20 protein-coding genes are annotated in these 19432 nt (G+C 66.8%); 13 read left to right on the top strand and 7 right to left on the bottom strand.

The window, feature by feature from the left end; translation table 11 throughout:
• Nucleotides 1-76: 76 nt before the first annotated feature.
• On the bottom strand, nucleotides 77-682 hold the full coding sequence (locus FHT98_RS02015) for a hypothetical protein (RefSeq protein WP_142112044.1): 606 nt from the start codon (nucleotides 680-682) through the stop codon (nucleotides 77-79).
• Between the two features lie 86 nt (nucleotides 683-768).
• Here FHT98_RS02015 and FHT98_RS02010 point away from each other — a divergent pair, with 86 nt between their 5' ends.
• Nucleotides 769-1518 (top strand): aspartate/glutamate racemase family protein, encoded by a 750-nt coding sequence (locus FHT98_RS02010; protein WP_142112042.1) that lies wholly within the window; start codon nucleotides 769-771, stop codon nucleotides 1516-1518.
• 3 nt (nucleotides 1519-1521) lie between these two features.
• On the opposite strand, the gene FHT98_RS02005 is transcribed toward FHT98_RS02010, so the two are convergent.
• The 4 genes from FHT98_RS02005 to FHT98_RS01990 form a co-directional block, all read right to left on the bottom strand.
• Nucleotides 1522-2445 (bottom strand): 3-hydroxyacyl-CoA dehydrogenase NAD-binding domain-containing protein, encoded by a 924-nt coding sequence (locus FHT98_RS02005; protein WP_142112040.1) that lies wholly within the window; start codon nucleotides 2443-2445, stop codon nucleotides 1522-1524.
• Entirely contained in the window at nucleotides 2445-4178 is a 1734-nt protein-coding gene (gene araD / locus FHT98_RS02000; protein ID WP_142112038.1) for an L-arabinonate dehydratase, read from the bottom strand. Before araD ends, FHT98_RS02005 begins: the two co-directional genes overlap by 1 nt.
• A 139-nt stretch (nucleotides 4179-4317) precedes the next feature.
• Nucleotides 4318-5235 carry a dihydrodipicolinate synthase family protein gene (locus FHT98_RS01995; RefSeq protein WP_142112036.1) on the bottom strand — a complete coding sequence of 306 codons (918 nt, stop codon included), beginning with the start codon at nucleotides 5233-5235 and terminating at the stop codon, nucleotides 4318-4320.
• Nucleotides 5225-5926: a GntR family transcriptional regulator gene (locus tag FHT98_RS01990; protein WP_142112034.1), complete on the bottom strand. Its 702-nt coding sequence runs from the start codon at nucleotides 5924-5926 to the stop codon at nucleotides 5225-5227. Before FHT98_RS01990 ends, FHT98_RS01995 begins: the two co-directional genes overlap by 11 nt.
• Before the next feature lie 197 nt (nucleotides 5927-6123).
• On the opposite strand from FHT98_RS01990, the gene FHT98_RS01985 reads away from it, so the two are divergent.
• Nucleotides 6124-7095 carry a Bug family tripartite tricarboxylate transporter substrate binding protein gene (locus FHT98_RS01985; RefSeq protein WP_113587128.1) on the top strand — a complete coding sequence of 324 codons (972 nt, stop codon included), beginning with the start codon at nucleotides 6124-6126 and terminating at the stop codon, nucleotides 7093-7095.
• Between the two features lie 37 nt (nucleotides 7096-7132).
• Here the strand turns inward: FHT98_RS01985 and FHT98_RS01980 are convergent, their stop codons facing one another.
• Nucleotides 7133-7903, bottom strand: a complete 771-nt coding sequence (locus FHT98_RS01980) for an HpcH/HpaI aldolase family protein (protein ID WP_142112032.1) — start codon at nucleotides 7901-7903, stop codon at nucleotides 7133-7135.
• Between the two features lie 203 nt (nucleotides 7904-8106).
• Between FHT98_RS01980 and FHT98_RS01975 the strand changes: the two genes are divergently transcribed.
• From FHT98_RS01975 to FHT98_RS01960, 4 genes are all read left to right on the top strand, one after another.
• On the top strand, nucleotides 8107-9117 hold the full coding sequence (locus tag FHT98_RS01975) for a DUF2891 domain-containing protein (RefSeq protein WP_142112030.1): 1011 nt from the start codon (nucleotides 8107-8109) through the stop codon (nucleotides 9115-9117).
• Nucleotides 9118-9327: 210 nt separating this feature from the next.
• The gene (locus FHT98_RS01970) at nucleotides 9328-10533 is read left to right on the top strand and encodes an NnrS family protein (RefSeq protein WP_142112028.1); all 1206 of its coding nucleotides are present in this window, start codon (nucleotides 9328-9330) and stop codon (nucleotides 10531-10533) included.
• A gap of 194 nt (nucleotides 10534-10727) precedes the next feature.
• Complete coding sequence (locus tag FHT98_RS01965; protein WP_142112026.1) at nucleotides 10728-11165, top strand: RrF2 family transcriptional regulator; 438 nt, start codon at nucleotides 10728-10730, stop codon at nucleotides 11163-11165.
• Nucleotides 11166-11244: 79 nt separating this feature from the next.
• The gene (locus FHT98_RS01960) at nucleotides 11245-11874 is read left to right on the top strand and encodes a hypothetical protein (RefSeq protein ID WP_142112024.1); all 630 of its coding nucleotides are present in this window, start codon (nucleotides 11245-11247) and stop codon (nucleotides 11872-11874) included.
• Here the strand turns inward: FHT98_RS01960 and FHT98_RS01955 are convergent, their stop codons facing one another.
• Nucleotides 11875-12567, bottom strand: coding sequence for a Crp/Fnr family transcriptional regulator (locus FHT98_RS01955; protein ID WP_113587775.1), 693 nt, complete (start codon nucleotides 12565-12567; stop codon nucleotides 11875-11877).
• Between the two features lie 347 nt (nucleotides 12568-12914).
• On the opposite strand from FHT98_RS01955, the gene napE reads away from it, so the two are divergent.
• The 7 genes from napE (at nucleotide 12915) to ccoN (ending at nucleotide 19428) form a co-directional block, all read left to right on the top strand.
• Nucleotides 12915-13109, top strand: coding sequence for a periplasmic nitrate reductase, NapE protein (napE, locus tag FHT98_RS01950; RefSeq protein WP_061967144.1), 195 nt, complete (start codon nucleotides 12915-12917; stop codon nucleotides 13107-13109).
• A gap of 10 nt (nucleotides 13110-13119) precedes the next feature.
• Entirely contained in the window at nucleotides 13120-13632 is a 513-nt protein-coding gene (napF, locus tag FHT98_RS01945; RefSeq protein ID WP_091861418.1) for a ferredoxin-type protein NapF, read from the top strand.
• Nucleotides 13625-13912 carry a chaperone NapD gene (locus tag FHT98_RS01940; protein WP_091861415.1) on the top strand — a complete coding sequence of 96 codons (288 nt, stop codon included), beginning with the start codon at nucleotides 13625-13627 and terminating at the stop codon, nucleotides 13910-13912. Before napF ends, FHT98_RS01940 begins: the two co-directional genes overlap by 8 nt.
• Complete coding sequence (napA, locus tag FHT98_RS01935; RefSeq protein WP_061967149.1) at nucleotides 13909-16410, top strand: periplasmic nitrate reductase subunit alpha; 2502 nt, start codon at nucleotides 13909-13911, stop codon at nucleotides 16408-16410. The genes FHT98_RS01940 and napA overlap by 4 nt, the downstream gene beginning before the upstream one ends.
• The gene (locus FHT98_RS01930; protein ID WP_091861412.1) at nucleotides 16377-16880 is read left to right on the top strand and encodes a nitrate reductase cytochrome c-type subunit; all 504 of its coding nucleotides are present in this window, start codon (nucleotides 16377-16379) and stop codon (nucleotides 16878-16880) included. The genes napA and FHT98_RS01930 overlap by 34 nt, the downstream gene beginning before the upstream one ends.
• Nucleotides 16881-16889: 9 nt before the next feature.
• A complete protein-coding gene (locus FHT98_RS01925) occupies nucleotides 16890-17603 on the top strand; it encodes a NapC/NirT family cytochrome c (RefSeq protein ID WP_061967153.1) in 714 nt (237 codons plus the stop codon).
• A gap of 169 nt (nucleotides 17604-17772) precedes the next feature.
• On the top strand, nucleotides 17773-19428 hold the full coding sequence (gene ccoN, locus FHT98_RS01920; protein ID WP_142112022.1) for a cytochrome-c oxidase, cbb3-type subunit I: 1656 nt from the start codon (nucleotides 17773-17775) through the stop codon (nucleotides 19426-19428).
• Nucleotides 19429-19432 lie beyond the last annotated feature (4 nt).

The following is a 19432-nucleotide window of genomic DNA, read 5'->3' as shown; positions in this document are numbered from 1 at the left end:
GCGCAGGTGAGGGCTTTTTTTGGGGACAAGGAAGCCTGTGCCGACAGCGTGCCGGCACAGGTTGTGTCAGGATGAATCAGGCAGGCTTGCGGAAGCGCTGCGCCATCGTGTCGAAGGTGGCGGAGAGGATGCTGCCGAGCGTTGCGCCGGCGACCTTCACGATCGCATCATGCGGCAGGCCGTGGCGGGTCTTTTCCAGCGTCTGGAGCCATTCGAGGCCGATGGCGAGGGCGACGATGCCCGCCAATACGAGCCAGCGCTGCCGCGGATAGGCGAAGGCGAAGGTCGCGCCGGCTGCAAAAAAGGCGAGGAAGCGCTCAAGATCCGCACCCAGCAGCGGAATATGCGGGCGCACTCCCAGCGGCGACAGCGTCGAGAACAGGATCGCCAGCAGCGCGGCCCAGCCCGCGAACGCGGCAAGGCGGCGAAGCTTTTCAAGCGAAGGAATCAAGGCCGGGCTCCGGACGAACAGCGAGACGGGCAGGCGAGACCGGGACCAGCGCCGGCAGAAGCGCGCGAAAGCCGGTTTTATGACAATGCAAAAACGACGAAGCAATGGCGGCGGCGAGAGTTTTGGACGGGCCTTATGAATTTTCTCTTCGTCATGGGCTTTTCCGGCATCCAGGCCTGTGATCCCGCATCGGCTTTTCCTGAGAATCGCGGGATTGCTCCCAATTTTCATACAGTCGCATTTTCCACACGCGATCCGGTGCCCATCTCGCCCGGAAATGCTCTAGCTTGCTGACATATCGGCAGAGGGGAGGCTCGATGACCGAGATTTCGACAGCGGCCGCGGCGACGCGGATCGCGCGGGGCGGCAAGGCGATCTATGGGGTTCCGTTGGGCATCCTGATGCTGGAGGCGCGCTTCCCGCGGATTCCCGGCGACATGGGCAACGGCACGACCTGGCCTTTCCCGGTACTGTACCGCGTCGTCGGCGGTGCCAGCCCCGAGAAGGTCGTGCTCAAGGGCGCTGCCGGACTGCTGCCCGATTTCATCGAGGCGGCGCGCGATCTCGTCCGGCTCGGCGCCGAGGCGATCACCACCAATTGCGGCTTCCTCTCGCTTTTCCAGCGCGAGCTCGCGACGGCTGTCGGCGTGCCGGTCGCGACCTCGTCCCTGATGCAGGTGCCCTGGGTGCAGGCGACGCTGCCGCCCGGCAAGCGCGTTGGCGTCGTCACGGTCTCGGCGGCGACGCTGACGCCGGCGCATCTCGAGGCGGCCGGGGTGCCGCTCGACACGCCCGTCACCGGTACGGAGAACGGACGCGAATTCTTCCGCGTCCTGATCAAGGCCGAGAAGGACGACATGGATGTCGCGCTCGCCCGGCAGGACGTGGTGCAGGCGGCGCTCGATCTCGTCGCCGGCCACCCCGATATCGGCGCCATCGTGCTGGAATGCACTAACATGCCGCCCTATGCGGCCGATGTGCAGGCGGCGACCGGGCTGCCGGTCTACGACATCTATTCGCTGATCAGCTGGTTCCACGCCGGCCTGCGGCCACGCCGCTTCGGCTGAGCGTCACTCGCTGACAAGCTTGCGGGCGCGCAGCAGCGCCAGCAGCCCTTCGTCGCGGCGCTCTTCGAGCTGCGCGATCGTGCGCCCCGCGGCTTCCTCCGCCACGCCCTCGATGATCCGTTGCTGAACGTCTTCGTCGAGGGAAGGCGTCCCGAGGGATTGCCAGCGCCGGACCTGGCTCGGCCCGAGATGGGCGAGATAGCCGGCGATGCCGCCTTCGCCGCCGCCGAGATGATAGGTCATGTGTGGCCCCATCAGGGCCCAGCGCAGGCCGGGGCCGTTGCAGAGCGCGGCATCGATCTCGGCGACGCTGGCGACGCCCTGCTCGACCAGGTAAACCGCTTCCCGATAGAGCGCGGAAGCCAGCCGGTTGGCGACATGGCCGGGCATCTCGCGCTGGAGGACGACCGGGCGCCGGTCGAGGCTGCGATAGAAGGCGGCGGCGCGATCGACGATCGCCTCATCCTCGCCGACGATCTCGACCAGCGGCACGAGATGCGGCGGGTTGAAGGGATGGGCGACGATCACCCGGCGCTTGTTCCGGCAATCCGCGATGATCGTGCTGCGCAGCAGGGCCGAGGTGCTGCTGGCGATGATGATCTCAGGCGGCAGCTCCGCATCGAGACGGGAGAGCAGCGCACGTTTGGCGGATTCGTTTTCGGGGCCGTTCTCCTGAACGAAATCAACCCCTTGCAGAGCTTCATCGAGATCATTCGTGAACTGATACTGGCCGGTATTGGCCAGCCCGAGCGCGGCGAGCTGCTCGCGCGCCCGCTCGACCGTGTGGCGGAACTTCTCCTCCGCGCCGGGCGCGGGATCGTAGGCTGAAACGTTCAGGCCGTGGCCCATGGCGAGCGCGGCCCAGGAACTGCCGATCAGCCCCGCGCCGATGACGGCGATGCGCTCGATGTCGCGGATATCCTGCATCAGTGGATCTCGGGCTCCGGCACCTTCGCCGTTCCCTCCAGATAATCGAAATCGCAGCCCTTGTCGGCCTGGCGGATATGCGCCGCCGACATCTTGCCCCAGCCGCGCGGATAATCGCGGTCCGGCGGCGTCCAGACGGCGAGGCGGGCGGCGATCTCGGCCTCGGTGAGATCGACCGAGATGCTGCGGGCTTCGACATCGACGCTGATGATGTCGCCGGTCTGCACCGCGGCGAGCGGACCCTTGATATAGGCCTCCGGCGCGACGTGGAGGATGCAGGCGCCGTAGCTGGTGCCCGACATGCGGGCGTCCGAGATGCGCAGCATGTCGCGCACGCCCTGTTTCAAGAGCTTCTTCGGGATCGGCAGCATGCCCCATTCCGGCATGCCGGGGCCGCCGACCGGGCCGCAATTCTTCAGCACCATGATGTGGTCCGCGGTGACGTCGAGATTCTCGTCGTTCACGGCTTTCATCATCGCATCGTAATGCTCGAAGACGAGGGCCGGGCCGGAATGCTTGAGCAGCCGCGGCTCGGCGGCGGAGGGCTTGATGACGCAGCCATCGGGCGCGAGGTTCCCCTTGAGCACGGCGAGGCCGTTCGCGGTCGAGACGGGCTTGTCGAGCGGGCGGATGACGTTGTCGTCGTAGACCTTGGCGAGTGCGATGGTCTCGGCGATCGGCTTGCCGGTCACGGTCATCGCCTCGGTGTGGAGCTTGCTTTCGAGCTGCTTCAGCAGCGCAGGCAGGCCGCCGGCATAGAAGAAATCCTCCATCAGGAAGTCGCCGGAGGGGCGCAGGTTCGCGATGACGGGCACGTTGCGCGAGAAGGCGTCGAAATCATCCGGCGTCAGCGGCACGCCGGCTCGGCCGGCCATAGCGACGAGATGGATGATCGCATTGGTCGAGCCGGCGACGGCCATATGCACCGTCAGTGCGTTCTCGAAGCTCTTGCGGGTGAGAATCTGATCCGGCGTCAGGTCCTCCCAGACCATCTCGACGATGCGCTTTCCGGCGGCTGCGGCCATGCGGGGGTGGGCGGCGTCGGCAGCAGGAATGGCGGAGGCGCCGGGCAGGGTGAGGCCCAAAACCTCGGCATGACTCATCATCGTCGCGGCGGTGCCCATCACCATGCAGGTGCCATAGGAGCGGGCGATGCCGCTTTCCATGTCTTTCCAGTCGCTGTCGGTGATATTGCCGGCTTCCTTCTCGGCCCAGTATTTCCAGACGTCCGCGCCCGAACCCAGCACCTTGCCGGCCCAGTTACCGCGCAGCATCGGCCCGGCCGGGACGAAAATGAAGGGCAGGCCCGCGCTGCAGGCGCCCATGATCAGGGCCGGCGTGGACTTGTCGCAGCCGCCGAGCAGGACGGCCCCGTCGAGCGGGTGAGAGCGGATCGATTCCTCGGTCTCCATCGCCAGGAAGTTGCGATAGAGCATGGTCGTAGGCTTCTGATATTGTTCGGAAACCGACATTACCGGGATTTCGATCGGGAAGCCGCCGGCCGCCCAGACCGCGCGCTTCACCGCCTCGGCGCGGTCGCGCAGATGGGTGTGGCACGGGTTGATCTCGGACCAGGTATTGATGATGCCGATGACCGGCTTGCCCATGAACTCCTCATGGCCGAACCCCATCTGCAAGGCCCGCGAGCGGTGCCCGAAGGAGCGCAGGTCGCTCGCCCCGAACCAGCGCCAGCTGCGCAGGGTCTCGGGCGTCTTGCGGGGGCGGGCGGACATCGGCGTTTCCTCGAATTCTTGTCGTTCTAACCGGTGCCGGAGGGGTGGTCGGGCTTGACCCGATCATCTCGGAAACCAGTGTCATCTTGTCATGAGATTCTCGGGGCTGCGCTATGCTCCGCCCGAGAATGACGGCTCGTCACTCAGCGGCAGCCTTCACGGCACCCCAGCTCGACACGATGCCGCGCAGCTCTGCCCGCTCGGCCTCGTTCAGTTCGGGCAGGCCGGGGAGGCGGACCGGGCCGACATTCGTGCCGAGCAGGCCGAGCGCCTCCTTCACCACCGTGACATTGGCGCCGTTGCCATATTTGGTGCGCAGCTTCTCGAAGCCGGCGATGGCGTCGACCTCGCGACGGGCGGTGTCGTAATCGCCGGCTTCCAGAGCGCGCCAGACGGCGAGCGAGCGTTCCGGCGCGACATTGATCAGGCCCGAGGTGAAGCCACGGGCGCCGAGCGCATGGAAGGGCGCGGCCCAGCTTTCGGCGAGGCCGCAGATCCAGTTGGCGGAAGAGCCTTCCGTCTCGCGCACGCAATCGGCGAGCAGCATCATGTTGTTCGAGGCGAATTTCACGCCGGCGACGTTCGGGTGGGTCGCGACCCGGATCAGGTCCTTCACGCCGATCGCGTCCGAGCGGATATAGGCGACGAGCGGGATGGTCAGCGCCTCGGCGATGGCGAGGATGTAGTCGGCCTGGGATTGCGGCGCGGCGAAGGGATCGAGCGGGTGATGCACCATCGCGGCGTCGCAGCCGGCCTTGGCCGCGAGCTTGCCGGTCGTCACGGCTTCGCGCAGCGAGCGGCCGATGCCGGCGGTGACCAGCGCCTTGCCGGCGGCGGCTTCGGCAGCGGTTGCATGCGAGCGTTCCACCTCGGCCGTCGTCATCGGATAGAATTCGCCGGTATTGCCGGCTGAGACGATGTTATGGATGCCGGCTTCCGCGATGCGCCGGACGATCCTGCCGGTCAGCGCCCAATCGGCTTCGCCATCCGCCTTCCAGGCGGTGACATGGACACCGGAAATGCCGCGCAGCGCGCGGCGGACCTTGTCATTCGTCATAGTCCAGTCCCTCCGCATCCGCGCCGAAGACCAATCGTACATGGGCCTTCGCCGAGCGGACGATGTGACGGCGCATCCTGAGTTCGGCGAGCGCGGGATCGCGCGCCAGGAGCGCCTCGTAGATGTCCCGATGTTCCTCGAAGCCGCGGCGGCGCTCATCCAGCTCAGAGTGCAGGGCGATGCGCTGGGCATGGTCGTACATGCGCTGGCCGTCGAGCCGGCGTTCCAGATAGGTGCAGCCGGAGATGCGATGGATCGCGCGGTGATAGGCCTCGTTCAGCGCGACGAGATCTTCGAGGTCGCCATGTTCGGTCGCCTGCTCCATCTGGGCGATGAGCTGGCCGAGCTCGGCTGCGCCGACCTTGGTCAGATGGTTCGCCGCGATATGGGCCATGACGCTTTCGAGCGCGGCACGGCCGAGCGCCATCTCCAGCGCCTGACGGGGGGAGAATTCGACGAAGACGCCGCGCCGCGCCGCGGTCCTGACCAGCCCCTCGCTTTCGAGCTTGCGGATCGCGTCCTTCACCGGGGTGGTGCTGACGCCGAGCATCTCGGCGAGATGGCGTTCGTTCAGCCGCTCGCCATTGCGGAAGCGCCCGGCGACGATGGCGCGGCGCAGGCGCTCGTGGACATGCTCGCGCAGCGAGCGCAGCAGATCGGGAGCGACAGGTTCGACGGCAGGCTGCAACATGATTCTTCCGCGGCGCGCGGCCGAAACCGCCTCGTCGCGGTGGTCGGCCCTGCGCCATGAGCCATCAAGACAGCACAAAGCGCCGTGTGCGGCAATCTGAAATTTCAGATTTCAAACTCGCAATCCCTGCTATCGCTTGGGGGTAAGCGCCCGCCACGAGGTGCGAGCGGATTGGCCGCAACGGGAGGAACGAACCGATGAGCATTACACGCAGGACCGTCATCGCCGCCGCCTGTCTCGCCGCGGCAGGCCCCGCCTTCGCGCAGGGCGAGTATCCCGGCAGCAAGGTCGTCACCATCGTCGTGCCCTTCGCGGCCGGCGGCACCACCGACCTGCTCGGGCGCATTCTGGCCGATCGGCTGGGCCAGCGGCTCGGCGGCAAGTTCATCGTCGAGAACCGGCCCGGCGCCGGCGGCAATACCGGCGTCGCCGCCGTAGCGCGCGCTCCGGCCGACGGTTACACGCTGACCATGGGCACGGTGTCGAGCCATGCGATCAACCCGGCCGTCTATGCCCGGCTGCCCTTCGACCACATCAAGGATTTCGCGCCGATCTCGCAGGTGGCGAGTGTGCCGAACATCCTGATGGTCAATATCGACCTGCCGGCCAAGACCGTGCCGGAGCTGATCGAGCTCCTGAAGAAGAACCCCGGCAAGTACTCCTTCGGTTCGTCCGGAGCGGGCACCTCGACCCATATGGCGGCCGAGCTGTTCAAGGTCTCGACCGGGACCGACATGGTGCATGTGCCCTATCGGTCGAGCGGGCAGGTGACGCAGGACCTGCTCTCCGGCCAGATCCAGATCACCTTCGACAACATCACCATCGCCTGGCCGCATGTGCAGGCGGGCAAGATCCGCGCGCTCGCGACCGCGACGCCAAAGCGGCTCGCGGTCGCCCCGGACCTGCCGGCGCTGTCGGAGTTCATTCCGGGCTACGATGCCAGCTCATGGCACGGCTTCTTCGCGCCGTCGGCGGTGCCGAAGGAGATCGTCGCCAAGCTCTCGGCGGAGACGCAGGCGATCATGAAGGAACCGGCGGTGATCGAACAGCTCAAGAAGCTCGGCGTCGATCCGGTCGGATCGAGCCAGGAGCAGTTCACCGCCCATATCGCCTCCGAGACCAAGCGCTGGGCCGAGGTCGCGCAGAAGGCGAACGTGAAGATCGAGTGAGAGCCGGGGCGAGCGCCCCGGCTTCAGGTTCCGCCGATCAGCGCTGCGGGGCGAAAGCCTTGGCCAGCGCGTCGGCATGCTTGGTCATCAGGCCGAGATCGGAGCCGACGGCGACGAAGCGATAGCCCCATTCGATATAGCGGCGCGCATCGGCCTCGGACGGCGTCAGGATGCCGGCCGGCTTGCCGAGCGCGGTCAGGCGCTTCACTGCATCCTGGATCGCGGCCTGGACTTCCGGGTGGCCGGGGTTGCCGATATGGCCGAGCGAGGCCGAGAGATCGGCCGGGCCAATGAAGACGCCGTCGACGCCATCGACCGAGGCGATCGCCTCGATCTGGCTGAGCGCCTCGCCGGTCTCGACCTGCACCAGCACACAGATCTCGCCATCGGCGCGTTTCAGGTAGTTCTGCACGCGCCCGTAATGGCTGCCGCGGCCGCTGACCGTGATGCCGCGGATGCCGGCAGGCGGATAGCGGCAGGCTGCGACGGCCCTGGCTGCCTCCTCGGCGTTTTGGACGAAGGGCACGAGCACGGCCTGCACGCCGATATCGAGCAGGCGCTTGAGCAGCACGGCGTCATTCCAGGCCGGGCGGACGATCGGGGTCGCCGTGCCACCCTTCAGGGCCTGCAACTGGGCGAGAACGTCGGGCGGCTCGTTGGGGGAATGCTCGGTATCGACCAGAATCCAGTCGAAGCCGCTCTGGCTGATGATCTCGGACACGATCGGGCTGCACAGGCTGCTCCACAATCCGATCTGAAGCTCGCCGCGCTTCAGCGCGGCCTTGAAGGCGTTGGCAGGCAGATCCACGGCTTTTCCCCCTCGGGCGAATGGTTGGCGACGCTGCCGAGCCGATCGAAACCGGCGTGGAGCGCGCCATCCTTGTTAGACCAGACCGAAGCGATGAAGGAACCCGACGCGAGGAGATGGCGGGGTTGCACCTCGATGACGCATGGCGCTTTGCGATGGCCGAATCGCTGGTAGGTTGCGCGGCATCGGAGACAAGCCACGCCATGACCACTCCCTCGCTCACCGAAGAGATCGCCCAGCGCTTCGCCCGTATCGCGCTGGGTCATGTCCGCCGCGAATATCCCAACAAGCCGGACCATACCCTGGCCGGGCCGCAGGACGCGCGGACGCCGAGCGAGCTGCATCCGGTGTTCTACGGCAGCTATGACTGGCATTCCTGCGTGCACAGCTACTGGATGCTGGCGCGCCTGCTGCGGCGCCATCCGCAGATGGAAGCCGCTGCCGAGATCGTCGCATTGTTCGACGAACAGCTCGTCCCGGAGAAGATCGCGGTCGAATGCGCCTATCTCGCCCAGCCGACGGCACGCGGCTTCAAGCGGCCCTATGGCTGGGGCTGGCTGCTGAAGCTCGCGGCCGAGTTGCGGGGGCTGGATGACGGGCGCTGGGGCCGGGCGCTGGCGCCACTCGCCGAGGCTTTCGCCCAGCGCTTCCGCGACTTCCTGCCGATCGCGACCTATCCCGTGCGGGTCGGCACGCATTTCAACACCGCCTTCGGCCTGCGGATGGCGGCGGATTATGCTGATGCGACCGGGGACGGCGCCTTCCTCACCCTGCTGCGCGAGACGGCCTTGCGCTGGTACGGCGCCGACGCGGATTGCCCGGCCTGGGGCGAGCCGAGCGGCGACGATTTCCAGTCCTCGGCGCTGATCGAGGCGGAATGCATGCGCCGCCTGCTGCCGGCGGAACAGTTCCTGCCCTGGTTCGAGCGCTTCCTGCCGCGCATCGCGCAGAGCGAGCCGGCGATCCTGTTCACGCCGGCGACCGTGACCGACCGGACCGATGGCAAGATCGCGCATCTCGACGGGCTCAATCTCAGCCGGGCCTGGTGTTGGAGCGCGCTGGCCGCAGCCCTGCCGGAATGGGACGTGCGGCGCCCGGTCATAACGAACGCCGCAAGGCTGCATCTGGAAGCCGGGCTGCCGCATATCGCGGGCGACTATATGGGCGAGCACTGGCTCGCGACCTTCGCCGTGCTCGCCATCGAGGAGCGGTAAGCCGGTCGATGCGGCTCCGAACCACGCCGGGCAGGGAACATAAGGGATCTCATGCGCCGGAAGGACCGGCGCCGGCGCAGCGCCTTTAGCGATCAACCCTGAGTTTGCGTTTTCGCAAATAGGCGATCCGCCCAGCGGCTAAAGTTGCGACGCCAAGGGGGGCGGGCGCGCAACGATCCGCCGCGCCCAATCACGCCAGGAGAAGCCAGCATGGCGCCCATTCCGAGGCTGAAGGCCTATGACGGACCTGCGCTGTTGTCCTACGGCTTCCGGCCGCTCTTCCTGCTGGCTGCGCTGCAGGCCGGGCTGACGATCCTGGTCTGGCTCGGCTTCGTCACCGGCCATCTTACCATCCCCACGGCTTTCGCGCCGGTGGATTGGCATATCCATGAAATGCTCTTCGGCTATCAGGCGGCCGCGGTCGGCGGCTTCCTGCTGACGGCCATTCCCAACTGGACCGGGCGATTGCCGGTGCAGGGCGCGCCGCTGCTCGTGCTGGTTCTCGCCTGGATCGCCGGCCGTGTCGCGGTCGCGACTTCGGCGTTGACCGGATGGCATTTCGCGATGGCGATCGATGCGCTGTTCCTCATCCTGCTGGCTGGTGCGGCTGCACGCGAGGTCGTCGCCGGCCGCAACTGGCGCAATCTCAAGGTCGTCGTGCTGATCGGCCTGCTGCTCGCGGCCAATCTCGCCTTCCACCTCGAAGCGGCGCTGACGGGCGGGGCCGATTATGCCCGCCGCTTCGCCATCGCCACCGTGCTGATGCTGGTCGGGCTGATCGCCGGGCGTATCGTGCCGAGCTTCACGCGCAACTGGCTGGCGCCGCGCGGGGCAGGGCGCCTGCCGATCCCGTTCGGCGGCTATGACAAGATCGTGCTGGCGGCGAGCGCGTTCGCACTCGGCCTCTGGGTTGCTCTGCCGGATACGCTTGCGAGCGGCATCGCGCTGGCACTGTCGGCCGTGCTCCACGCCGTCAGGCTCGCGCGCTGGGCGGGCGATCGCACCTGGCGCAATCCGCTGCTCGTCATCCTGCATGTCGGCTACGCCTTCGTGCCGCTGGGCTTTGCGCTCTCGGCAGCGGCGAGCTTCGGGCTGGTCGGCCCCGGCGCCGGTTTGCATGCCTGGACGGCCGGCGCCTTCGGCACCGTGACGCTCGCGGTGATGTCGCGGGCCAGCCTGGGTCATACCGGGCGCGCGCTCGTCGCTACCGCGGCAACGCAGGCCTGCTACGCGCTGGTCGTCATCGGTAGCGTGGCGCGGATCTGCTCGGCGCTCGGGCATGGCCCGGTCGCGCTGCTGCATATCGCCGGGCTGTGCTGGTCGCTGGCCTTCCTTGGATTCGCGGCGAGCTACTGGCGCGTCCTGACCGGGGCGCGGCTCGGTTCGAAGGTTGCTCCCGCTGCAAGGCCGGCCTGAAATGGCCAAGGTAAAGGATCTGCTGATGCGCGCGGAAGCGGATTGCCGTATTGAGGCGCCGGAGATGTGCTGCGTCGTGCTCCAGAAGGCTGGTGCCCTGGGCGAGGGGGCTCACCGCGCCGCGAACAGGATTGTCGGATGGTGCTCCTTCCAGATCATGGCGAGAACCGACCCGGCTGCCGCGGACAGCGCCCATGCGTCTGACCCAGTTCAGCGAATATGCGCTGAGGCTGCTGGTCTTCGCGGCGGCACATCCGGAGCGGCTGGTTACCGTCGAGGAGGCCGCGACCGCCCATGACATTTCGCGGACCCATCTGATGAAGGTCGCCAATCTCCTGGTCCGGCAGGATTTCCTCAAGGGCGTGCGCGGCCGTGCCGGCGGCCTGATGCTGGCGCGCGCACCGGCCGAGATCTCGCTGGGCATGCTGATCCGCGCGACGGAGCCGGCTTTCGCGATCGTCGAGTGCTTCGGCGAGGCGGAGGGGCGCTCGGCCCTGCGCGGGGATCGCTGGCGCGGCATTCTGAGCGATGCGATGGAAGCCTTCCTCGGCGAGCTCGATCGCTATTCCCTGATCGACCTGCTGGCCGATCCGGAACGCCTCGGCCTCGGCCTTGGCCGGCAACCGGTCTGACGCGCGGCTGCTTTCACACGATGACATCATTCCGGGGCGAAGCCGCGAGGCCGGCAGTCCCTTGCTCGAAGGGAGCGCGATGAGTTTCCCGTCCTTCTTCGCCGACGCGCCGCGCCTCAAGGTCCGCGACCCGCTCTCCGCCTTCCTCGGGACCAGCGAAGGCGGCATCCTCGAATATGGCTACGAGGATGCGGTGCGGCTGGCCGGCCATTCCTGCCCGGCGGTCGCGGGCGCCTATCTGATGGTGCTCAACGGGCTCGGCTATCTCCATGACGACGAGATGCCGGAGCGCGGCGGCATCGAGGTCTTCATGCGCGGCGAGCGCGACCAGGGGACGACCGGCGTCCTGGCCTCGGTCGCGACGCTGCTGACCGGCGCGGCGCCTGAGACCGGCTTCGGCGGGATCGGACCCGCGCAGCGCTTCTCCCGGCGCGACCTCCTGCATTTCGGTGCCGATATCGAAGGCACGATGGCGCTGCGGCGACGGGATACCGGGGCCGGGGTTGTGGTCGATATCGATACGGGTGCGGTGCCGCATGCGTCGGCGATGGGCGAATTGATGCCGCAGGCGGTGGCCGGGGAGGCGGATGAGGCGGGGCTCGAGAGTTTTGCCGTGCTCTGGCAAGACCGCGTCCGCCGAATGCTGATCGAGCATGCCGACGATCCGAAGCTGATCCATCTCTACGACTGGTCGCCGGACGAGGCCTGATCAGCCGGCGTTCTCCGCCAAGCGTTTCAGGGCGGGAGCGTCGCAGACGACGAGCTTCTGGCGCCCTCCTTCGACCAGTCCTTGCGCCTCCCAGGCGCTGAGGATGCGGGAGACCGTGTGCAGCGTCGTGCCGGTCATCTCGGCGATGTCGCGCCGCGAGATCGGGAAATCGACGCGCAGGCCGGCCTCGACGGGCTTGCCGGCCTGCTCGACCAGCCGCAGCACGGCATGAGCCACGCGCCGCTCGACCTCCTCGGTGGACATCTCGCGGATGCGGGTATGGGCCTCGTCCAGACGCTGGCCGATGGTGCGGATCGCGTTCATCGCCAGATGCGGGTTGTCGGCGACGAAGACGTCCCAGGATTCGGTTGGCCAGCTCGCGACGAGGCTGTCGACCGCCGCTGTCGCGGTGCCCGGATAGTCGCTGCGGCCCAATGCCCGCGTGAAGCCGAACAGGTCGCCGGGATGGACGATGCGCACGATGATCTGCTGGCCGTCGCGCGTGACCTGCGTCACCTTCAGCCGGCCATTCAGCAGAAGGTAGAAGGCCTTGGCTGTCTCGCCCTGCTCGAAGACGGCCTCGCCCTGCGGGACCCGCCGTGCGCTGGCCTGCGCCGTCATGCGGTCGAGCTGGTCGTCGCTCATCGCGGCGAACAGCGGGACGCTGCGCAGCACGCTGCGGTCCATTCCCACGTGACAGCCTTTCCTTCGGACGGGTTCAGGGGCGCCCGCGATGTCCCGATCCGTCGGCGCGCGGCGCCGGATAAGACTGCAATCGATGGCCGCGTTCAAGTGCGGCACGGTGGCCCGCAGGGGAAAGGCGATGCCCATTCGAGAGCGTTGTAAGAAGGGCAATATCCGGGCCACCAGGACCGGATAGGTCGCATTCGGCGGACCTTGTTTGCGTTATGTCAAAGACGGCTGCGAAAGGGCAGCGCAGTGTGGCCCTTGACATGGACAGCACCCGGGAATCCATATTCTCTTTAGTCAATCTCTCAACACGAGCCGGTGCGATATGCGGCCGGCCGAAAGGGGTGGAGATGACGATCGAGACCGCGAAGACGGGCGGCCCGGAGGCCGCGCCCGAGAAGCCGACACGTCGCGCCGAACTCCTCGCCTTCCTGACGCTGGCTGTGCTGATCTGGCCGGTCGTGGCGGTCGGCGTCGTCGGCGGTTACGGCTTCCTCGTCTGGATGTCGCAAATCGTCCTCGGCCCGCCCGGGCCTCCGCGTTGAGGAGGCGGGCATGGGCGAGAATGCCATCGATCTCGGGCGGCGACGTTTCCTGACAGGCCGCTCCGCGCAGCCGCAGCCTCAAGGCGTGCGGCCGCCGTGGTCGCGCGCGGCTTCGGTCGCGGCGGCCTGCACCAGCTGCGGTGCCTGCGTGCCGGCCTGTCCGCAGCACATCATAGCGCAGGATGCCGGAGGCCGGCCGATCCTGAGCTTCGCCGAGAGCGAGTGCAGCTTCTGCGGCGCCTGTGCGGAAGCTTGCCCCGAGCCGGTCTTCGATCGCCTGCTGCCCGCCTTCGAGCACGTTGCGGCGGTCGGCGCCGATTGCTTCGCCGGACGGGGCATCGTCTGCCAGAGCTGCGGCGATGCCTGCCCGGAGAGCGCGATCCGTTTCCGGCCGCGGCTCGGCGGCCCGGCCTTGCCGGAGATCGCGGCCGATCGTTGCAATGGTTGCGGCGCTTGCATCGCCGCCTGTCCGGCACAGGCCATCGCGGTCAGTGCGCATTCGGCGGAGGCCGCCCATGCCTGAGCGTCCGCGCCAGCGCTTCCATCACATTTCGAGCGCCGTCGTCTCGGCCCTGCCGGCCAAGGTCGAGGTCGTGCTCGCCAGCATCGCAGAGCTTCCCGAGACCGAGATCCATCGGGTCGAGAACGGCAAGATCGTCATCGTGCTGGAAGGCTCCAGCACCGGCGTGATCGGCGACCGGCTGGCCGCCATCAGCCTGATCGACGGCGTGCTCTCGGCCAACATGGTGTTCGAGCAGATCGAAGACCTCGAAACCCTCGACGACCCCGGAGTGACCCCATGACCCTGTCCCGTCGCGAGATGCTGAAGGCGCAGGCGGCCGGCGTCGCCGCGCTCGCCGCCAATATGAGCGTGCCCGCCGAGGCCCAGCCGGTTGCGGGCGGCGTCGGCAGCCTGCAGATCAAATGGTCGAAGGCGCCGTGCCGCTTCTGCGGCACCGGCTGCGGCGTCATGGTCGGCGTCAAGGAAGGCAAGGTCATCGCCACCCATGGCGACATGAAGGCCGAGGTCAATCGCGGCCTCAACTGCATCAAGGGCTATTTCCTCTCCAAGATCATGTACGGCAACGACCGGCTGACCCAGCCGCTGCTGCGCAAGAAGAACGGCGTCTACGCCAAGGACGGCGAGTTCACGCCGGTGTCCTGGGAGGAGGCGTTCGACACCATGGCCGCCAAGGCCAAGGAAACGCTCAAGGCGAAGGGGCCGACCGCGCTCGGCATGTTCGGCTCCGGCCAGTGGACGATCTTCGAGGGCTATGCCGCGACCAAGCTGATGCGGGCCGGCTTCCGCTCCAACAATCTCGACCCGAACGCCCGCCACTGCATGGCCTCGGCGGCCTATGCCTTCATGCGCACCTTCGGCATGGACGAGCCGATGGGCTGCTACGACGATTTCGAGCATGCCGACGCCTTCGTGCTCTGGGGCTCGAACATGGCGGAGATGCACCCGATCCTGTGGACGCGGGTGACGGACCGCCGGCTCGGCCAGCCGCATGTCAAGGTTGCGGTGCTCTCGACCTATACCCACCGCAGCTCGGACCTCGCCGACATCCCGATCGTGTTCAAGCCGGGCACGGACCTGGCGATCCTGAATTACATCGCCAACCACATCATCTCGACCGGGCGGGTGAACACCGATTTCGTCGAGAAGCACACCACCTTCGTCAAAGGCGCGACCGAGATCGGCTACGGCCTGCGCCCCGATGATCCGCGCGAGGTCAAGGCACGCAAGGCGGAGGATGTCACGGCGACGACGCCGATCGACTTCGCGGCCTTCGCGGCCTCGGTCAAGGACTACACGCTGGAGAAGGTCTCTGCGCTGACCGGGGTCGAGCCCGGCTTCCTGCAGCAGCTCGCCGAGCTCTATGCCGACCCCAAGCGCAAGGTCATGTCGCTCTGGACCATGGGCTTCAACCAGCATGTGCGCGGCGTCTGGGCCAACCAGATGGTCTACAACCTGCATCTGCTGACGGGGAAGATCTCGGAGCCGGGCAACAGCCCGTTCTCGCTGACCGGCCAGCCCTCGGCCTGCGGCACGGCGCGCGAGGTCGGCACCTTCGCCCATCGGCTGCCGGCCGACATGACGGTGACCAATCCCGAGCATCGCAAGCATGCCGAGGAGATCTGGCGCGTCCCGCACGGGATCATCCCGGAGAAGCCCGGCTACCACGCCGTCGAGCAGGACCGGATGCTCAAGGACGGCAAGCTCAATTTCTACTGGATCCAGGTCAACAACAACCTGCAAGCCTCGCCGAACAGCAGCAACGAGGCCTATCCGGGCTATCGCAACCCCGACAACTTCATCGTCGTCTCCGATGCCTATCCGACGGTGACGGCGATGGCCGCCGACCTGATCCTGCCCGCCGCGATGTGGGTCGAGAAGGAGGGCGCCTACGGCAATGCCGAGCGGCGCACCCATGTCTGGCACCAGCTCGTCAATGCGCCGGGCGAGGCGCGCTCGGACCTCTGGCAATTGATGGAGTTCTCGAAGCGCTTCACCACCGACGAGGTCTGGCCGGCGGAGATCCTCGACGCCAACCCGAACTACAAGGGCAAGACGCTCTTCGACGTGCTCTATCGCAACGGCAATGTCGACAAGTTCGATGTCTCCGAGATCGATCCGGGCTATGAGAACCGGGAGGCGAAGGCCTTCGGCTTCTACGCGCAAAAGGGGCTTTTCGAGGAATATGCCGCCTTCGGCCGCGGTCATGGCCACGATCTCGGGCCCTATGACCTCTACCATCAGGTCCGCGGCCTGCGCTGGCCGGTGGTCGACGGCAAGGAGACGCTCTGGCGCTATCGCGAGGGGCTCGACCCCTATGTGAAGCCGGGCAAGGGCGTCGAGTTCTACGGCAACAAGGACGGCAAGGCCCGGATCATTGCGGTGCCCTACGAGCCGCCGGCGGAATCGCCCGACACCGAATACGATCTCTGGCTCGTCACCGGCCGCGTGCTGGAGCACTGGCATTCCGGCTCGATGACGATGCGGGTGCCGGAACTCTACAAGGCCTTCCCCGGCGCGCGCTGCTTCATGCATCCGGAAGATGCCCGCAAGCGCGGGCTCAACCAGGGCGCCGAGATCCGATTGATCTCGCGCCGCGGCGAGATGCGCACCCGCGTCGAGACGCGCGGGCGCAACCGCATGCCGCCCGGCGTGGTCTTCGTGCCCTGGTTCGATGCCAGCCAGCTCATCAACAAGACGACGCTCGACGCCACCGATCCCATCTCCAAGCAGACGGATTTCAAGAAATGCGCGGTCAAGATCGTTCCGGTCTCGGGCTGATGCGCTCGCGGACCTTGCTCGGGGCGGCCCTCGCGGCCGGCCTCGTCCTCGCCTTCGGTGCCGCCGTCTCGCAGGAGGGCGGTCCGATCAAGATCGTGCCGCGCCTGACCGGCACCGCTGATCCGATGGCGCTCGAACGCGTACCGGCGCTCGGCCGCCCGGTCGTCGACGATGTCCGGCGCATGCGCAACTATCCCGAGCAGCCGCCGGTGATCCCGCATGCGATCGACGGCTACCAGCTCACCCTGAACACCAATCGCTGCATGGACTGCCACAAGCGCGAGTTCACGGAAGGCTCGGGCGCGCCGATGATCAGCGTCACCCATTTCCAGGACCGCGACGGGCAGGTGCTCTCGGACGTGACGCCGCGGCGCTATTTCTGCACGGCCTGCCATGTCCAGCAGACCGATGTCCCGCCCCTGGTCCAGAATCGGTTCCAGGACGCCAAAGACATCGGCCGGAAGCCATAGGCGCGCATCATGGCCAGGCTCAAATCCTTCATTCTCTGGTGCTGGGGCGTCGTCGTCAGCTTCTGGCGCATCATCAGCCGGCCGAGCGCCTATCTGCCGCTCGGCCTGCTGACGCTCGGCGGCTTCGTCGGCGGCGTGCTGTTCTGGGGCGGCTTCAACACGGCGCTGGAAGTCACCAACACCGAGAAGTTCTGCACCTCCTGTCACGAGATGCGCGACAACGTCTATCAGGAGCTGCAGTCGACGGTGCATTTCTCCAATCGTTCGGGCGTGCGCGCGACCTGCCCGGACTGCCATGTCCCGCATAACTGGACCGACAAGATCGCCCGCAAGATGCAGGCCTCGAAGGAGGTCTGGGGCAAGATCTTCGGGACGATCTCGACGCGCGAGAAATTCCTCAACATGCGCCTCGAACTCGCCAAGCACGAATGGTCGCGGTTGAAGGCGAACGACTCGCTGGAATGCCGCAACTGCCACTCCTCCGTCGCGATGGACTTCACCAAGCAGACCCGCCGCGCCGCCGAGATCCACAGCCGCTTCCTGACCACCGGCGAGAAGACCTGCATCGACTGCCACAAGGGCATCGCGCATCTGCTGCCGGACATGACGGGAATCGAACCCGGCTGGAAGGACGCGCCCGAGCTGCAGGGCAAGGGCAGCGCCTCCTGGCATGGGCCGGAGCGCGCCGTCCGCACCTATCTCGCGGAGATCGAGACACGGTGAGATTCCGTTCCGCTGACGACCGCGTGGCGTGCCCTGCGTCAATTTTGCCTAGGGCATTATGTCCGATCTCCAGATCGGCAAATCAGGTATCTGAGATGATTCTTTTATGCGATATCCGTCGCGAAGGCACGGGGCCGTCGGCCCGCGCCAGTCATGGAGAAGGTGAGCGATGATTGCGGCACTCACTGTCGCTGAGCGGCAGCGCGCCATATCGATCTCGGCGCTTCTGGCGCTGTGCGGGTTTGCCATGGCGATCGCCGGCCGTGACGACCTGTTCGCCGTGCATGGCGCGATCATCCTGCTGTTCGGGCTCGGCTGCATCGGCCTTGTCATGTCGAGCTATTTCGCGCCGGAGCCGTCCGACGAGCGCCTGACGCGCTATTACGACGATCCGACGCGGGTCGGCATCGTGCTCTCGCTCGGCTGGGCCGTGGCCGGCATGTTCTTCGGCGTCTGGGTTGCGGCGCTCCTGGCCTGGCCGGATCTCACCTTCGATGCGGGATGGGCGAGCTTCGGCCGCCTGCGGCCGGTCCATACCTCGGGCGTGATCTTCGGCTTCGGCGGCAATGCCCTGATCGCGACCTCCTTCCACGTCCTGCAGCGGACAACGCGGGCGCGCCTGCCGGACCAGTTCAGCCCCTGGTTCGTGCTGATCGGCTACAACCTGTTCTGCGTGCTGGCGGCTACCGGCTACCTGATGGGCATCACCCAGTCGAAGGAATATGCCGAGCCGGAATGGTATGCCGATATCTGGCTGGTCATCGTCTGGGTCACCTATTTCCTGATCTACATCCGCACGCTGCAGCGGCGGAAGGAGCCGCATATCTACGTCGCCAACTGGTACTACATGGCCTTCATCCTGGTCGTGGCGGTGCTGCACATCGTCAACAACCTGGCGGTGCCGATCTCCTTCGGCGAGGCCAAGAGCTATTCGCTGTTCTCCGGCGTGCAGGATGCGATGACGCAGTGGTGGTACGGCCACAACGCGGTCGCCTTCTTCCTGACCTCCGGCTTCCTCGGGATGATGTACTACTACCTGCCGAAGCGGGCAGGGCGGCCGATCTACTCCTACAGGCTGTCGATCATCAGCTTCTGGGGCATCACCTTCATGTATATGTGGGCGGGCTCGCACCACCTGCACTACACGGCGCTGCCGCAATGGGTGCAGACGCTGGGCATGACCTTCTCGGTCGTCCTGCTGGTGCCGTCCTGGGCTTCGGCCGGCAATGCGCTGGCGACGCTCAACGGCGCCTGGGGCAAGGTCCGCGACGACGCGACGCTGCGCTTCATGATGGTCGCCGCGGTGTTCTACGGGCTCTCGACCTTCGAAGGCTCGTTCATGGCGATCCGGGCGGTCAACTCGCTCTCGCACTATACCGACTGGACGGTCGGCCATGTTCATGCCGGCGCGCTCGGCTGGGTGGCGATGATCACCTTCGGCTCGCTCTACGCGCTGGTGCCGTGGATGTGGAAGGTCGAGCGGATGTATTCGCCCAAGCTGATCGAGGTCCATTTCTGGCTCGCTCTGGCCGGGACCGTCATCTACGTCTTCGCGATGTGGAACTCGGGCATCATCCAGGGCCTGATGTGGCGCACCTATAACGACAGCGGCACGCTGGCCTATTCCTTCATCGACAGCCTGGTCGCGATGCATCCCTATTACATCGCGCGCACCGTCGGCGGGCTGCTGTTCCTGATCGGTGCGATCGTGGCCTCCTACAATGTCTGGATGACGATCCGGATGTCCCGTTCGCAGGCTGCGGCGGGCGCCGGCGACAGCGACCTGCCGGCGCTCCAGGGCGCTGCGCTTCAGGCGGGGGAGTAAGCCG

This window comes from Allobosea sp. AK1 (assembly GCF_006714945.1).
Classification (GTDB): domain Bacteria; phylum Pseudomonadota; class Alphaproteobacteria; order Rhizobiales; family Beijerinckiaceae; genus Allobosea; species Allobosea robiniae.
This window is presented reverse-complemented; position numbering and strand designations above follow the sequence as displayed.

What these genes read in the sequence shown, in the direction of transcription:
- ccoN (WP_142112022.1), top strand. Translation starts at nt 17,773, where the DNA reads ATGATTGCGGCACTCACTGTCGCTGAGCGGCAGCGCGCCATATCGATC.
- FHT98_RS01970 (WP_142112028.1), top strand. Translation starts at nt 9,328, where the DNA reads ATGGCGCCCATTCCGAGGCTGAAGGCCTATGACGGACCTGCGCTGTTG.
- napE (WP_061967144.1), top strand. Translation starts at nt 12,915, where the DNA reads ATGACGATCGAGACCGCGAAGACGGGCGGCCCGGAGGCCGCGCCCGAG.
- FHT98_RS01930 (WP_091861412.1), top strand. Translation starts at nt 16,377, where the DNA reads ATGCGCGGTCAAGATCGTTCCGGTCTCGGGCTGATGCGCTCGCGGACC.
- napF (WP_091861418.1), top strand. Translation starts at nt 13,120, where the DNA reads ATGGGCGAGAATGCCATCGATCTCGGGCGGCGACGTTTCCTGACAGGC.
- FHT98_RS02005 (WP_142112040.1), bottom strand. Translation starts at nt 2,445, where the DNA reads ATGCAGGATATCCGCGACATCGAGCGCATCGCCGTCATCGGCGCGGGG.
- napA (WP_061967149.1), top strand. Translation starts at nt 13,909, where the DNA reads ATGACCCTGTCCCGTCGCGAGATGCTGAAGGCGCAGGCGGCCGGCGTC.
- FHT98_RS01990 (WP_142112034.1), bottom strand. Translation starts at nt 5,926, where the DNA reads ATGTTGCAGCCTGCCGTCGAACCTGTCGCTCCCGATCTGCTGCGCTCG.
- FHT98_RS01995 (WP_142112036.1), bottom strand. Translation starts at nt 5,235, where the DNA reads ATGACGAATGACAAGGTCCGCCGCGCGCTGCGCGGCATTTCCGGTGTC.
- FHT98_RS01965 (WP_142112026.1), top strand. Translation starts at nt 10,728, where the DNA reads ATGCGTCTGACCCAGTTCAGCGAATATGCGCTGAGGCTGCTGGTCTTC.
- araD (WP_142112038.1), bottom strand. Translation starts at nt 4,178, where the DNA reads ATGTCCGCCCGCCCCCGCAAGACGCCCGAGACCCTGCGCAGCTGGCGC.
- FHT98_RS01925 (WP_061967153.1), top strand. Translation starts at nt 16,890, where the DNA reads ATGGCCAGGCTCAAATCCTTCATTCTCTGGTGCTGGGGCGTCGTCGTC.
- FHT98_RS01985 (WP_113587128.1), top strand. Translation starts at nt 6,124, where the DNA reads ATGAGCATTACACGCAGGACCGTCATCGCCGCCGCCTGTCTCGCCGCG.
- FHT98_RS01975 (WP_142112030.1), top strand. Translation starts at nt 8,107, where the DNA reads ATGACCACTCCCTCGCTCACCGAAGAGATCGCCCAGCGCTTCGCCCGT.
- FHT98_RS02010 (WP_142112042.1), top strand. Translation starts at nt 769, where the DNA reads ATGACCGAGATTTCGACAGCGGCCGCGGCGACGCGGATCGCGCGGGGC.
- FHT98_RS01940 (WP_091861415.1), top strand. Translation starts at nt 13,625, where the DNA reads ATGCCTGAGCGTCCGCGCCAGCGCTTCCATCACATTTCGAGCGCCGTC.
- FHT98_RS01960 (WP_142112024.1), top strand. Translation starts at nt 11,245, where the DNA reads ATGAGTTTCCCGTCCTTCTTCGCCGACGCGCCGCGCCTCAAGGTCCGC.
- FHT98_RS02015 (WP_142112044.1), bottom strand. Translation starts at nt 682, where the DNA reads ATGAAAATTGGGAGCAATCCCGCGATTCTCAGGAAAAGCCGATGCGGG.